10 protein-coding genes and 3 tRNA genes are annotated in these 14,519 nt (G+C 72.9%); 7 read left to right on the forward strand and 6 right to left on the reverse strand.

Annotation, left to right across the window (positions count from 1 at the left end; genetic code table 11):
- Positions 1-56: 56 nt before the first annotated feature.
- On the reverse strand, positions 57-1,385 hold the full coding sequence (locus tag ACFWW8_RS05660; protein ID WP_386524059.1) for a deoxyguanosinetriphosphate triphosphohydrolase: 1,329 nt from the start codon (positions 1,383-1,385) through the stop codon (positions 57-59).
- 44 nt (positions 1,386-1,429) lie between these two features.
- Positions 1,430-2,239 carry a sirohydrochlorin chelatase gene (locus ACFWW8_RS05665; protein ID WP_386524062.1) on the reverse strand — a complete coding sequence of 270 codons (810 nt, stop codon included), beginning with the start codon at positions 2,237-2,239 and terminating at the stop codon, positions 1,430-1,432.
- A gap of 312 nt (positions 2,240-2,551) precedes the next feature.
- Here ACFWW8_RS05665 and ACFWW8_RS05670 point away from each other — a divergent pair, with 312 nt between their 5' ends.
- The 4 genes from ACFWW8_RS05670 to ACFWW8_RS05685 all read left to right on the forward strand — a co-directional run bounded on the left by ACFWW8_RS05670 (position 2,552) and on the right by ACFWW8_RS05685 (position 7,993).
- Positions 2,552-3,325: a vancomycin high temperature exclusion protein gene (locus ACFWW8_RS05670; protein ID WP_386524065.1), complete on the forward strand. Its 774-nt coding sequence runs from the start codon at positions 2,552-2,554 to the stop codon at positions 3,323-3,325.
- Between the two features lie 68 nt (positions 3,326-3,393).
- Positions 3,394-4,158, forward strand: coding sequence for a glucose 1-dehydrogenase (locus ACFWW8_RS05675; protein ID WP_386524373.1), 765 nt, complete (start codon positions 3,394-3,396; stop codon positions 4,156-4,158).
- 224 nt (positions 4,159-4,382) lie between these two features.
- Entirely contained in the window at positions 4,383-6,461 is a 2,079-nt protein-coding gene (locus ACFWW8_RS05680) for a molybdopterin oxidoreductase family protein (protein WP_386524068.1), read from the forward strand.
- 332 nt (positions 6,462-6,793) lie between these two features.
- Complete coding sequence (locus tag ACFWW8_RS05685; RefSeq protein ID WP_386524071.1) at positions 6,794-7,993, forward strand: RNA polymerase sigma factor; 1,200 nt, start codon at positions 6,794-6,796, stop codon at positions 7,991-7,993.
- 101 nt (positions 7,994-8,094) lie between these two features.
- Here ACFWW8_RS05685 and ACFWW8_RS05690 read toward each other — a convergent pair whose 3' ends face one another.
- The 4 genes from ACFWW8_RS05690 to ACFWW8_RS05705 form a co-directional block, all read right to left on the reverse strand.
- Positions 8,095-10,017, reverse strand: a complete 1,923-nt coding sequence (locus tag ACFWW8_RS05690; protein ID WP_386524074.1) for an ABC transporter ATP-binding protein — start codon at positions 10,015-10,017, stop codon at positions 8,095-8,097.
- Positions 10,014-11,747, reverse strand: coding sequence for an ABC transporter ATP-binding protein (locus ACFWW8_RS05695; protein WP_386524077.1), 1,734 nt, complete (start codon positions 11,745-11,747; stop codon positions 10,014-10,016). The genes ACFWW8_RS05690 and ACFWW8_RS05695 overlap by 4 nt, the downstream gene beginning before the upstream one ends.
- Positions 11,748-11,921: 174 nt before the next feature.
- Complete coding sequence (locus ACFWW8_RS05700; protein WP_386524080.1) at positions 11,922-13,373, reverse strand: FGGY family carbohydrate kinase; 1,452 nt, start codon at positions 13,371-13,373, stop codon at positions 11,922-11,924.
- A gap of 110 nt (positions 13,374-13,483) precedes the next feature.
- Positions 13,484-13,786: a YtxH domain-containing protein gene (locus ACFWW8_RS05705; RefSeq protein ID WP_386524083.1), complete on the reverse strand. Its 303-nt coding sequence runs from the start codon at positions 13,784-13,786 to the stop codon at positions 13,484-13,486.
- A 145-nt stretch (positions 13,787-13,931) separates the two neighbouring features.
- Between ACFWW8_RS05705 and ACFWW8_RS05710 the strand changes: the two genes are divergently transcribed.
- From ACFWW8_RS05710 to ACFWW8_RS05720, 3 genes are all read left to right on the forward strand, one after another.
- Positions 13,932-14,004: transfer RNA gene (locus ACFWW8_RS05710), tRNA-Asn, on the forward strand.
- Between the two features lie 5 nt (positions 14,005-14,009).
- Positions 14,010-14,082: transfer RNA gene (locus ACFWW8_RS05715), tRNA-Asn, on the forward strand.
- Between the two features lie 183 nt (positions 14,083-14,265).
- Positions 14,266-14,339, forward strand: a tRNA-Ile gene (locus ACFWW8_RS05720).
- The last annotated feature ends 180 nt before the right edge of the window (positions 14,340-14,519 follow it).

Here is a 14,519-nt window from a genome sequence, read left to right on the forward strand (position 1 = left end):
ACATGCGAGCGTCCCGCACTGAGCGTGCCGCGTGAAGGGGGAGTGGCCCGATAGGCTCACCCTTCGGCGCGTCGCGTGCGTCCCGTGAGACGGGCGTGCAGGGAACGGGCCGCCGCGTCCGTGAGGCACGCGATCTGGTCGACGACCGCGCGTTTCCTCGCCCGGTCGTCCGGGGCCGCGTCGAAGATGGCCCGGAACTGCGGGTCCAGTCCGTCGGGGGCGCGCCGGCTCAGCGCCTCGGCGAGTTCGGCCAGGACGACGCGCTGGTCGGCCCGGATCCGCTCCTGCTCGTCGCGCTGCATCACGTACAGGTCGGCGACCGCCTTGAGGACCGCGCACTCGTTGCGCGCCTCGCGCGGGACCACCAGCCCGGCCGCGTACCGGGTGAGGCGGCCCGGGCCGTACGCCTCGCGGGTGGCGCCCTCGGCGGCCTGGCAGAACCGGCCGATGAGCTGGCTCGTCGCGTCCTTCAGCCGGGCCTGGGCGACGGCCGAGCCGTCGTACCCGTGCGGCCACCACTCCTGCTCCATCAGCCGGTCCAGGGCCTCGCGCAACTCCTCGGGCTCGGTGTCGGCCGGGACGTAGCGGCCGATGGCGACCCGCCAGATCGCGGCCCGTTCGGGCTCGGCGTGGAGCAGGTTCGGGTCGAGGTGGCCCGCGTGCAGGCCGTCCTCGAAGTCGTGCACCGAGTACGCGACGTCGTCCGCCCAGTCCATCACCTGTGCCTCGAAGCACTTGCGGTCCGCGGGCGCGCCGAGGCGCAGCCACTCGAAGACCGGCAGGTCGTCCTCGTACGCCCCGAACTTCACCGATCCGGGGTCGGTGGGGTGGTCGCCGCGGGCCCACGGGTACTTGGTGGCGGCGTCCAGGCAGGCCCGGGTGAGGTTGAGGCCGACGCTGACGAGCTCGCCGTCCCCGTCGGGCACGAACCGCTTGGGCTCCAGGCGGGTCAGCAGGCGCAGGGACTGGGCGTTGCCCTCGAAGCCGCCGCAGTCCTTGGCGAACTCGTTGAGAGCCTCCTCGCCGTTGTGGCCGAAGGGCGGGTGGCCCATGTCGTGGGAGAGGCAGGCGGCCTCGACCAGGTCGGGGTCGCAGCCCAGCGCGGCGCCGAGCTCCCGGCCGACCTGGGCGCACTCCAGCGAGTGGGTCAGGCGGGTACGGGGGCTCGCGTCCCAGTCGTACGAGCGGGTGCCGGGGGTGACGACCTGCGTCTTCCCGGCGAGCCGGCGCAGCGCGGCGGAGTGCAGCACGCGGGCGCGGTCACGCTGGAAGGCGGTCCGGCCGGGTCGCTTGTCGGGCTCGGTGGCCCAGCGCTCGGTGGCGGTGGGGTCGTAGGGCTCGCGGGGGTCGGTCGGGTCTGCGGGAGCGTGTGCGGTGCCTTCCATGGTCCGACGGTAACCGGAGACCCGACCATCCGAGGGCGAGGCCCTTACGCGGAGGCCAGCCGGAGACGGGTCCCCCGCCGGGCGAGGGCTTCGTCGTAGCGGTGGAGGACGAGGCGGGCCAGGGCCGGGTGGGCGCCGAGCGGGGCCGCGGCCGGGCCGGGCGCGCCGGCGGCGCTGCGGGACGCGAAGTGGCCGGGGGCGGTGAAGTACGAGGCGATCGCGGGCCGGTGGTGGCCGCGGGCCGCGAGGGCGCGCACCGCGTCGGGGACGGTGGGGGAGGCGGCGGAGGCGTAGGCGGCGACGACGGTGACCCCGCCGAGGCGCTCGGAGAGCAGGGAGGCGACGGCGCGGGTGTCGGCGGCCGCGTCGGGGTCGCGCGATCCGGCGGCGGCCAGCACCACGGCGGTGCCGGGGGTCCAGCCGGATTCCCGGAGCCGGTCGCCGAGGGCCTCGACGAGCAGCGGGTGCGGGCCGAGGGGCGCGGCGACGCGGACCCGGAGGCGGGCGGCGCGGGCGGCGGCCGCGGGGAGGTCCCGTTTGACGTGGTACCCGCGTCCGAGGAGCAGCGGGACGAGCACCGCCGAGCCGGGGGCCCCGGTGGCCGCGCCGGCGGCGTGGCCACCGGAGGCGCGTTCGGAGACCGTGCTCAGGGTGTCGGCGAGCAGCGGGGCGTTCAGCTCCAGGTGCCCGAGCCGTACGTCGAGGCGCGGGCGGAGTTCGCGGACCCGTTCGAGGAGGGCCTCGACGGCGCGCGGGGCGCGGGGGTCGCGGCTGCCGTGGGCCACGGCGACGAGGGTGGGCTGCTGCTCGTACTGCCGGCGCTGGTCGTCCTGCTCGTGCTGCTGGTGCTGCATGGGTGGGCTCCGGGGTGGCGGGCGCGCGGCGGGCGCAGCCCGCTGAGCTGCGTGCCGAGTTGGGCGGTGATCCGGGTGAGCAGCTCGGCGGCGCTGCCGAAGGGGAGGGGCAGGGTGGCGGAAGGGTGTACCGGCTCCGTCATGAACCGATCCTGCGCGCCGGAGGTTGCCGGTGCGTTGCGCCCGGGTGTCGGCTGTTTTCCGGCTGCTCACTCGCTCATTCGTACGGGTGAAAGGTGCGGGTCGTGGAACTGGGCGCCGGGGCGGTTCGTCAATCCGTGCGAACGGTGTTGAGCGCGAGGGGGGACGGTCATGGGAATGCCGGGCTGGGTGCGGGCGGCGGCGGGACGGTCGGCGGGGGCGGTGCGGGCGGCGGCGGGCCGGCTGCCGGGGGTGGTGCGGGCGGTGCGTGCGGCGCCGGGTCGGCTGCCGCGCGGGATCGGGGCGCGGCGGCGGGCGGTGCAGACCGTGATGGCAGGGTGCGTGCTGGCCCTGCTGCCCTCTGCGTGGACGCACGCGACGGCGGCCGACCGGCTGCGGAGCACGGCGGACGCTCCCGCCGCCGAGGTGGCGGTGGTCTTCGGGGCGGGCCTGTGGAACGGGCGGCCGACCCCCTATCTGGCCAACCGGCTGGACGCGGCCGCCGAGCTGTACCGGGCGGGCCGGGTGAGGGTCGTCCTGATCACGGGGGACAACAGTCGCACCGAGTACGACGAGCCCGGCGCGATGCGCACGTACCTGACCGGGAAGGGGGTGCCGGGCGACCGGATCGTGAGTGACTTCGCCGGCTTCGACACCTGGGACTCGTGTGTCCGGGCCAAGGAGATATTCGGGGTCGAGCGGGCCGTGCTGATCAGCCAGGGCTTCCACATACGCAGGGCCGTGGCCCTGTGCGAGGCCGCGGGCGTGGACTCCTACGGGGTCGGGGTCGACGACGAGCACGACGCCACCTGGTACTACGGCGGCACCCGCGAGGTCTTCGCGGCGGGCAAGGCGGCCCTGGACGCGGCCTTCAAGCCCGAGCCGCGCTTCCTCGGGCCGAAGGAGCCGGGGGTGTCGCGGGCCCTGGCCGCTCTGGCAGACTGACGCCGGCGGTTATGCCGATTAGGCATATGTCGGTCTGTCTGGTCGAGGATCAGGGGTGAACCGTGGCTGTGGTGGATCTGAGCGGCAAGGTCGTCGTCGTCACCGGGGGAGCCCGCGGCCTGGGCGCCGCCATCGCACGGGACGTCGTGGACGGCGGGGGCCGGGTGCTGATCACGGACGTGCGGGGGACGGAGGGTGCGGAGACCGCCGCGAAGCTCGGCGGCGCGGCGCGGTTCCTCCGGCACGACGTCACCAGCGAGGCCGACTGGCAGACGGCGCTCGACCACGCGGTGGCCGAGTTCGGCCGCCTCGACGGGCTCGTGAACAACGCCGGGATATCCACCGGCCAGTTCCTGGAGCACGAGAGCGTCGAGCACTTCCGCCGGGTCGTCGAGATCAACCTGGTCGGCGTGTTCATCGGTATCAAGGCCGCGATCCCGCTCCTGCGTGCCGCAGGCGGCGGGTCCATCGTCAACATCTCTTCCGCCGCCGGGCTGACCGGCCTCGCGCTCACCGCCGGGTACGGGGCCTCCAAGTGGGCCGTGCGGGGGCTGTCGAAGATCGGCGCGGTCGAACTCGCCGAGGCGCGGATCCGCGTGAACTCCGTCCACCCCGGCATGACCCTGACCCCGATGACCGCACCGGTCGGCATCCAGGCCGGCGAGGGCAACTACCCCGGAGCGCCGATGGGCCGCGTCGGCGTCCCCGAGGAGGTCGCGGCGGCGGTCGCGTTCCTGCTCTCGGACGCCGCCGGGTACATGACGGGTGCCGAGCTCGCCGTGGACGGCGGCTGGACGGCGGGCCTGACCGTGAAGCACCTGACGGGCCGGTAGCCCCGCACGGCCGCCCCCGCCCGGCTGCTGCCGGGTGTCCTCGGCCGGCCCGCGCCCCGACCGGCCGGCGCCCCGACCGGCCGGCGCCTCGACCGGTCGGCACCGCCCGGCGGCCTCACCGTGCCCGGCCTCACCGCGCCTGGCGGGCGGCGCTGAGGTGGCCGTACGGGAGGTGTAACCGGGGGCGGGGGTCCGTGTAACACCGACGCCGCAGGGTGGAGGGCATGCACCTCCCGGAAGCCTCCGTCACCGCCACGCACTGCCCCTACTGCGCCCTTCAGTGCGGCATGAACCTCCGTCCCGAGCCCGGCGGCGCGGGCGTGGCGGTCGAGGAGCGGGCGGACTTCCCGGTCAACCGGGGCGCGCTGTGCGGCAAGGGCCGCACCGCCCCCGCCGTGCTGTCCTCCCGGGTGCGCCTGACCGAGCCGCTCGTTCGCACCCACGCCGGGCGGCTGGAACCGGCCACCTGGGAGGAGGCCCTCGGCAGGGTCGCCGAGGGTCTGGCCCGCACCCGCCGGACCCACGGCCGCGACGCGGTCGGGGTGTTCGGCGGGGGCGGGCTCACCAACGAGAAGGCGTACGCGCTCGGCAAGTTCGCGCGCGTCGCCCTGCGCACCTCGCAGATCGACTACAACGGCCGCTTCTGCATGTCCTCCGCGGCCGCCGCCCACCAGCGGGCCTTCGGCCTCGACCGCGGGCTGCCGTTCCCGCTGGAGGACGTGCCGCGCACCGGCTGCGTGATCCTCGTCGGCTCCAACCTGGCCGAGACCATGCCCCCGGCGCTCCGCTACCTCACCGAACTCAAGGCCAACGGCGGCACCCTGATCGTCGTCGACCCCCGCCGCACGCGCACCGCCGAGCAGGCCGACCTCCACCTGGCGCCCCGCCCGGGGACCGACCTCGCGCTGGCGCTGGGCCTGCTGCACCTGGTCGTCGCGGAAGGCCGTACGGACGAGGCGTTCATCGCCGCCCGCACCACCGGCTGGGACGAGGCCCGCGCCGCCGCGATGGCGCACTGGCCCGAGCACGTCGAACGCATCACGGGCGTTCCCGTCCCGAAGCTCCGCGAGGCGGCGGCCATGTTCTGCGCGCCCTCCTCCGCCATGGTCCTCACCGCCCGGGGCCCGGAGCAGCAGTCCAAGGGCACCGACACCGTCGGCGCCTGGATCAACCTGTGCCTGGCCACCGGCCGGGCCGGCCGCCCGCTCTCCGGATACGGCTGCCTCACGGGCCAGGGCAACGGCCAAGGCGGCCGCGAGCACGGACAGAAGGCCGACCAGCTCCCCGGCTACCGCAAGCTCACCGACCCGGCGGCGCGCGCCCACGTCGCGGGGGTCTGGGGCGTCGACCCCGACAGCCTCCCCGGCCCCGGCCGCAGCGCCTACGAACTCCTCGACGCCCTCGGCACCGACGTGAGGGCCCTGCTCCTGATGGGCTCCAACCCGGTGGTCTCCGCCCCCCGCGCCGCCCACATCGAGGACCGCATCCGCTCCCTGGACTTCCTCGCGGTCGCCGACGTGGTCCTCTCCGAGACGGCAGCCCTCGCTGACGTGGTCCTCCCGGTCACCCAGTGGGCGGAGGAGACCGGCACCACCACCAGCCTGGAGGGCCGCGTCCTGCTCCGCCGCCGTGCCCTCACCCCGCCGCCCGGAGTCCGCACCGACCTGGAAGTGCTGCACGGTCTGGCCTCCCGGCTCGGCGTCGAGAAGGGCTTCCCCACCGCCCCCGAGGAGGTCTTCGACGAACTGCGCCGCGCCTCGGCGGGCGGCCCGGCCGACTACTCGGGCATCACCTACGACCGGATCGAGGCCGAGCAGGGCGTCTTCTGGCCCTGCCCCGAAGGGGCCGCCGGCACGCCGCGCCTCTTCCTCGACGCCTTCGCCACGGACGACGGCCGCGCCCGGTTCGTCCCCGTCTCCCACCGTGACGCCGCCGAGGTCCCGGACGCCCTGTACCCGCTGTTCCTCACCACCGGCCGGGTGGTCTCCCACTACCAGTCCGGTGCCCAGACCCGCCGGGTCGACGAGCTCAACGCCGCCGCCCCCGGCCCCTTCGTCGAGCTGCACCCGCGCCTCGCGGCCCGCCTCGGCGTCGCCGAAGGCACCCCGCTCGCGGTGACCTCGCGGCGCGGCCGCGCGGTGGCCCCGGCGCGCATCACCGACACCATCCGCGCGGACACCGTCTTCATGCCGTTCCACTGGCCCGGCGAGGGCCGCGCCAACACCCTCACCAATCCGGCCCTGGACCCCGTCTCCCGGATGCCCGAGTTCAAGGTCTGCGCGGTCCGCGTCGAACCCGCCTGACGGCCCCCCCGGCAACGCTGCGGCCGCGACACCATCCGGCCGCGTACCAGGTCGATGTGCGTGGGCTGCAACTCCCTTGCCGGGAAACAGGTTTCGAGACGGGCGGGCACCGCCGGGCCGGGGCGGCGCACCGTCACGCGGGTTTCGTGCGCAGACGGGGAAACGATCTTCTCGGACATGAGTCCGATCCGCATCGGGGTTGTCGCCGGGGGGTAACCATCCGGTCACGTACCGGACCCAGAAAGTGCTCGCACGCCCCTCGTGGCAGTGATGTGCCGTACGCCACACTGAGGTGCGGTGCCCCCGTCCTCGGAGCCCTGGAGGCCGCCCCCGTGCAGACCCAGCCCTTGACCGTGAACGAGAGCGAGTCCTCGGAGGCCGACGAGGCCGAGGCGGAGGCCGACGCCGTGGACGGAGCAGCGGGCGAGGCCCGGGACGAAGCGCCGGACGAGGCAGCCGAGGAGCCCGACGTACCGGAGCTGCACGTACCGGAGCTGCACGAGCCGGAGCTGCACGAGCCGGAACTGCACGAGCCGGAACTGCACGTACCGGAGCTGTACGAGCCGGTACCGGCCCCGCGCAGGCGCACCGGCAGCGGCAGTGACGCCAACCGCGGAGCGGGCCCCTCCGCCGACCTGTTCCGGCAGTACCTGCGTGAGATAGGCAGGATCCCGCTGCTCACCGCCGCCGAGGAGGTCGACCTCGCCCGGCGCGTGGAAGCCGGACTGTTCGCCGAGGAGAAGCTGGGCAGCACCCCGGACCTCGACTCCCGGCTGGCCTACGACCTCGACAAGCTCGTCGTCATGGGCCGGATGGCCAAGCGCCGGCTCATCGAGTCGAACCTGCGGCTCGTCGTCTCCGTCGCGAAGCGGTACGTGGGCCGCGGGCTCACCATGCTCGACCTCGTGCAGGAGGGGAACCTCGGATTGATCCGGGCCGTCGAGAAGTTCGACTACGCCCGCGGCTACAAGTTCTCCACCTACGCCACGTGGTGGATCCGCCAGGCGATGTCCCGGGCCCTCGCCGACCAGGCCCGGACCATCCGCGTGCCCGTCCACGTCGTGGAGCTGATCAACCGGGTCGTCCGCGTCCAGCGCCGCATGCTTCAGGAACGCGGGTACGAGCCGACCGCCGAAGAGGTCGCCACCCACCTGGAACTGACCCCCGAGCGGGTCATGGAGGTGCTGCGCCTCGCCCAGGAACCGATCTCCCTGCACTCGCCGGTGGGCGAGGAGGACGACGTCGCCCTCGGCGACCTGATCGAGGACGGCGACGCGGCCTCTCCCGTGGAGTCCGCCGCGTTCTTCCTGCTGCGCGAGCACCTCGAAGCCGTGCTCTCCACCCTCGGCGAGCGCGAGCGCAAGGTCGTCCAGCTGCGGTACGGGCTCGCCGACGGCCGGCCCCGCACCCTGGAGGAGATCGGGCGGATCTTCGGTGTGACGCGCGAGCGGATCCGCCAGATCGAGTCCAAGACCCTCAACAAGCTCCGCGACCACGCCTTCGCCGACCAGCTCCGCGGCTACCTGGACTGATCCGCGCCCGGCCCGCCCACCCGCGGCGGGGCGGGCGGGCCGGCCGTGCGCGTCGACCGGTCGGGCCCCCGCCGGTCGGCCCCTGCCGGGGTCGGCCTCCGCTAGTCGACCTCCGCGACCGCCTGCGCGAACTGCGCCGCGTACAGCCGCGCGTAGGCGCCGTCCGACGCCAGCAGCTCCTCGTGCGTGCCCTGTTCCACGATCGAGCCGTCCTCCATCACCAGGATCACGTCCGCGTCGCGGATCGTGGACAGCCGGTGCGCGATCACGAAGGACGTACGGCCGTGCGCGAGACGGGACATCGCCTTCTGGATCAGCACCTCGGTCCGGGTGTCCACCGAGCTGGTCGCCTCGTCCAGCACCAGGATCACCGGGTCGGACAGGAAGGCCCGGGCGATGGTGATCAGCTGCTTCTCGCCGGCGCTGACCCCCGCCCCCTCGTCGTCCAGCACGGTGTCGTAGCCGTCCGGCAGGGTGCGGATGAAGCGGTCCGCGTGGGCCGCCCTCGCCGCCTCCTCGATCTCGGCCCGGGTGACCTCGCGCGAAGCGCCGTACGCGATGTTGTCCGCGATGGTGCCGCCGAACAGCCAGGTGTCCTGGAGCACCATGCCGATGCACCCGCGCAGTTCCTCCCGGGTCATCTTCGCTATGCCCACGCCGTCGAGCGCGATCTCGCCGCCCGTGACCTCGTAGAACCTCATCAGAAGATTGACCAGCGTGGTCTTGCCGGCGCCCGTCGGACCGACGATCGCGACCGTGTGGCCCGGCTCGACCGTCAGCGAGAGGTTCTCGATCAGCGGCTTGTCCGGCTCGTAGCGGAAGGCCACCTTGTCGAGCGTGACCTGTCCGCGCAGCCGCTCGGGCCGCTCCGGCACCACCGCGTCGGCCTCCTGCTCCTCGGCGTCGAGCAGCTCGTACACCCGCTCCGCCGAGGCGACGCCCGACTGCACCAGGTTCGCCATCGAGGCGACCTGCGTCAGGGGCATCGAGAACTGCCGCGAGTACTGGATGAACGCCTGCACGTCACCGATCGACAAGGTGCCCGAGGCCACCCGCAGACCGCCGACGACCGCGATCAGCACGTAGTTGATGTTCGAGATGAAGAACATCACCGGCTGCATGATCCCGCTGACCAGCTGCGCCTTGAACGTGGCCCGGTACAGCTCCTCGTTCTGCTCGGCGAACAGGGCCGCCGACTCCTTCTGCCGGCCGAAGACCTTGACCAGCGTGTGGCCCGAGTACATCTCCTCGACGTGGGCGTTGAGCGTGCCCGTGGTCTTCCACTGCGCCACGAACTGCGGCTGCGACTTCTTGCCGATCTTCGCCGCGACGAAGATCGAGACCGGTACGGTCCCCAGCGCGACCAGCGCCAGCAGCGGCGAGATCCAGAACATCATCGCGAGCACGCCCACGATGGTCAGCAGCGAGTTGAGCAGCTGCCCCATCGTCTGCTGGAGCGTCTGCCCGATGTTGTCGATGTCGTTGGTGGCGCGGCTGAGCACCTCACCGCGCTTCTGCTGGTCGAAGTACGACAGCTGCAGCCGCGACAGCTTCGCCTGCAGCTCCTCGCGCAGCCGGTACACGGTGCCGTTCATGACGTGGTTCGACAGCCGCGTCGCGACCAGCATCAGCAGGCCGGCCAGGGTGAACACCACCAGTGCCCAGATCGCCACGACCCCGACCGCACCGAAGTCGATGCCCTGGCCCGGGGTGAAGGCCGTGCCGGACAGCATGTCGGCCATGCCGCCCTGCCCGTCGGCCCGCATCCGCTCCAGGGCCTGTTCCTTGGTGATCCCGGACGGCATCTGCCGCCCCACGATCCCCGCGAACACCAGGTCGGTGGCATCGCCGAGGATCTTCGGCCCGACGACCGCGCAGCCGACGCTGCCGACGACCGCGCCGACCATGCCCCACAGCTTGGCCCGGTCCTGCGCCAGCTGGCCCAGCAGGCGCTTGCCCGAACCCTTGAAGTCCATGGACCGCTGGGCCGGTCCCGTCATCATCCGTCCTCCGGGCCCGCTCATGCGGCCTCCGCCTCCGTCAGCTGGGAGAGCACGATCTCCCGGTAGGTCTCGTTGCCGGCCATCAGTTCGTGGTGGCGCCCCTCGCCCACCACCTGGCCCTCGTCCAGGACGACGATCCGGTCGGCGTCGCGGATCGTGGAGACCCGCTGGGCGACGATGACCACGGTCGCGTCCTGCGTCTCCCGGGCGAGCGCCGCGCGCAGGGCCGCGTCCGTGGCGTAGTCGAGCGCCGAGAACGAGTCGTCGAACAGGTAGATCTCCGGCCGCTGCACCAGGGTGCGGGCGATGGCCAGACGCTGGCGCTGGCCGCCGGAGACGTTGGTCCCGCCCTGGGTGACCGGAGCCTCCAGGCCGCCCTCCAGCTCCGACACGAAGCCCTTGGCCTGCGCGACCTCCAGGGCCCGCCACAGCTCCTCGTCGGTCGCGTCGGGGCGCCCGTAGCGCAGGTTGGAGGCGACCGTCCCGGAGAACAGGTACGGCTTCTGCGGGACCATGCCGACCGTCCTGGCCAGCAGGTCCGGATCGAGCCGCCGTACGTCCTCCCCGTCGACGAGCACCTCCCCGCCGGTCGCGTCGAACAGCCGGGGGACCAGCCCCAGCAGCGTGGACTTGCCGCTGCCGGTGGAGCCGATCACCGCGGTGATCTCACCGGGCCGGGCCACCAGGTCCACCCCGCGCAGCACGGGCACCTCGGCACCCGGGTAGCGGAAGTCGGCGCCGCGCAGTTCGAGCTGCCCGTGCCGGGCGAGCTCGCGCACCGGCTCGACGGGCGGGACGACGCTGGAGTCGGTGTCCAGGACCTCCTGGATGCGCTCGGCGCAGACCTCGGCGCGGGGCACCATCATGAACATGAACGTGGCCATCATCACGGCCATCACGATCTGCATCAGGTAGGCGAGGAAGGCGGTCAGCTGGCCGATCTCCATGCCGCCGCCGTCGACGCGCATCGCGCCGAACCAGATGACCGCGACGCTGGAGATGTTCACGACCACGATGACGGTGGGGAACATCAGCGCCAGGAGCTTGCCGGCGGCCAGCGAGACGCCGGTCAGGTCCGCGTTGGCCTCCCGGAAGCGCTCCTTCTCGTAGTCGTCGCGGACGAAGGCGCGGATCACGCGGTTGCCGGTGATCTGCTCGCGCAGCACCCGGTTGACCGTGTCCAGGCGATCCTGCATCTGCCGGAACAGCGGCCGCGTGCGGAAGACGATCGCGCCGACCGACAGGCCGAGCACGGGGACCACGGCGAGCAGGACGCCGGAGAGCTTCACGTCGAGGGAGAGCGCCATGGCGATGCCGCCGACGCACATGATCGGCGCCGAGACCATCAGCGTGAAGGTCATCAGCACCAGCATCTGGACCTGCTGGACGTCATTGGTCGTACGGGTGATCAGGGAGGGGGCGCCGAACTGGCCGAGCTCCCGCGCGGAGAAGCTCTGCACCCGATCGAAGATCGCTGCGCGGACGTCGCGGCCGAAGGCGGCCGCGGTACGGGCGCCGTAGTAGACGGCGCCGACGTTGCAGACGAGCTGGACGAGCGAGACGGCCAGCATCAGGGCGCCGAAGCGCAGGATGTAACCGGTGTCCCCGTTCACGACACCGTTGTCGATGATGTCCGCGTTCAGGGTCGGCAGGTAGAGGCTCGCGCTGGTCTGCAGCAGCTGGAGCAGCACCAGCAGAGCGATGGGTTTTCGGTACGGACCCAGGTGGGTCCGCAGAAGTCGTATGAGCACGCGCAGGCTCCGGTCGCCAAGATCGAGGGGGGTTCACCCCATCTTGGGCCAACCGGCGGCCCGATCCCCACCGGATTTCGCAAAGCCCGGTCAAAAGGAGTAGGCAGCGGCACGCCCCGGCCCCGGACGGCCGGCCGGCGGGCCGGGGACTGGCGGAACCGTACGGGACAGCCCTTATGCGAACGCGCCCGGGTGGATCTGCTCCCGCGTCGCGGTGTACTGCTGCCGCACCGCCCTCCAGGCCGGGAGCTCCTCGTCCGGTTCGAAGACCTCCGCGGCCGGGGACGGCCAGACCGGCGGGGTGTGCGGGGCCAGCGTGCCCTGCGCCGCGCCGAGCGCCCAGGCCGCCTGGCGGGCCGCGCCGAGCGCCGCGTAGTCGGCCGGCGCGGGGACCACGACCTGCGTCCCGAACAGGCCCGGCGCGAAGGCCTGTACGGCGGGCAGCTCGGCCGCCGCGCCGAGCAGGAACACCCGGCGGATCTCGACGCCGCGCGAGCGCAGCACGTCGAGGGCGTCCACCAGCCCGCACAGCATGCCCTCGAAGGCGGCCCTGGCCAGGTGCTCCGGCTTCATCGAGTCCCGGCGGAGCCCGGACAGGGTTCCGGCGGTGTGCGGCAGGTTGGGCGTCCGCTCACCCTCCAGGTACGGCAGGAGCACGAGCCCGTGCGCGCCCGGCGTCGACTTCATCGCGAGCGTGGAGAGCCCCTCCAGGTCGGTGCCGAGCAGCTCCGCCGTGCCGCGCAGGGCCCGCACGGCGTTGGAGGTGTTCACCACCGGCAGGTGCAGGCCGCTGGCGTCGGCCAGGGAGGTGATCAGACCGCCCGGCTCCGACAGGGCCTCGCGGTGCACGGCCATCACCGAGCCGGAGGCGCCCAGGGAGACCACGGCGTCGCCGGGGCCGAGGCCGAGCCCCAGGGCGGCGGCCATCGTCTCGCCGGTGCCCGCGGAGATCAGCAGCCCCTCGGGCGTGGTCCCGGCGGCATCGGACGGGCCGAGCACCTCGGGCAGCAGCGCCCGGTGCCCGAGCGCCAGATCGACCAGGTCGGGGCGCCAGGAACCGGTGGCCGCCGACCAGTACCCGGTCCCGGAGGCGCCGCCCCGGTCGGTGGTTCGCCGGACCGGCCGGCCCAGCAGCTGCCAGACCAGCCAGTCGTGCGGGGACATCAGCACGGCCACGCGGCGGGCGGCGTCGGGATCGGTACGGGCCAGCCAGGCCAGCTTCGCGATCGGCTGCGCGGAGTGCGGGACCGCGCCCACCGCCTCGGACCAGGCCTGGCGGCCGCCGAGCGAGTCGATGAGGTCCGCGGCGGCGACCTGGCCGCGCTTGTCGTTGCCGACCAGCGCGGAGCGCACGAGACCGCCCTGCGCGTCCAGCGGCAGCAGACCGTGCTGCTGCGCGGAGACCCCTATGGCCTGCACGCCTTCGAGGAGCCCGCCGCCGGCGGCCTCGCCGAGCGAGAGCAGCCAGGCCTGCGGATCGGTCTCGTGGGGGTTCGCGGCGTCGGGTTCGCCCGTGGGCTGTGGATGGGGTGCGTACCCCTGGCGCAGTACGGCGCCCGTATCGGCATCGCAGACGACGATACGAGTGAAGGTGGAAGAGCTGTCCAGCCCGGCGACTATCCCCATGCGGAGGATTCTGCCGCACGCGCGGCCGGAGTCCAGCGCCGCGGACCCCGCGGAGGACCCGCGGAGGGCCCGCGGAGACCGCCGGGGTCTCCGCGGGCCCCGCGACGGGGTCAGGTGTTGCTGGTGCCCCACTCGTCCTCGGCGCCGCCGCCGACCCGGTCGCGCAGTCCGCGCACCCGCTCGGACAGGCTCTGCGGCACGGCGTCGCCGACCTTCTGGCTCACCGCGGTGAAGGCCTTCCCGGCGAATTCGCGCCCGTTGTGCCCGGCGGTCTCGGCGGCGTTGCGCACCACAGGATGCTGCGCGACCTCGCGAGCGGACTTCTTCAGCTGCTCGTAGCGCTCGCGCCCGGCCCGCGTCCCGAGCACGTAACCCAGGGCCAGTCCGATCACGAACGTGACCTTGTACCGCATGCCTGCCACCCTTCGTCGTGGGGAGCCCGGCCCGCTGGCGATACCGATTGGCGGAGCACCCCCCTGCTTGCGCTAATCTATGTCTCGCAACGGACGGTCGCCCCCCGGCAAGGCCGGAGGTGGGCTGTTCGGTGCACCGCAGCAATCCCCTGTAGCTCAATTGGCAGAGCAGCCGACTGTTAATCGGCAGGTTACTGGTTCGAGTCCAGTCGGGGGAGCGCGGTCCCCTGTAGCTCAATTGGCAGAGCATTCGGCTGTTAACCGGAGGGTTGCTGGTTCGAGTCCAGCCGGGGGAGCAAGGAAGAAGAGGGCCCCGGGTGGGTCCTCTTCTTTTTTGCCCTCTTCTGGAACCGGGCAGCCTTCAGCGCGGTCTCTCTGGGCAGGCGAAGCCGATCATGCGAGGCATCCGAGGCAGGAGATCGTATGAGCGGCTATGCTGCGGCAGACGGCGCGCACAGGTGTACGCGCCACGCCGTGAAGGGGCGGTAGCTCAGCCGGTTAGAGCAGCGGACTCATAATCCGTCGGCCGTGGGTTCGAGTCCCACCCGCCCCACTCAGCATCCCCAGGCAGAATCGTTCTGACCTGGGGAAACGTATTTCCGTGGTTTTCTTGCGTGTGGCGTTCACCTCGCGTGGGTGTGGCAAACGGAGTCCTCGTACATCGAAGAGGATCCCTGAACGGCTTTGACCCGGGGCCTCTTGTGGTCGAGCAAGAGCTTCGCGCACCGCGACC

The organism is Streptomyces sp. NPDC058701 (assembly GCF_042715295.1).
Lineage (GTDB): Bacteria > Actinomycetota > Actinomycetes > Streptomycetales > Streptomycetaceae > Streptomyces.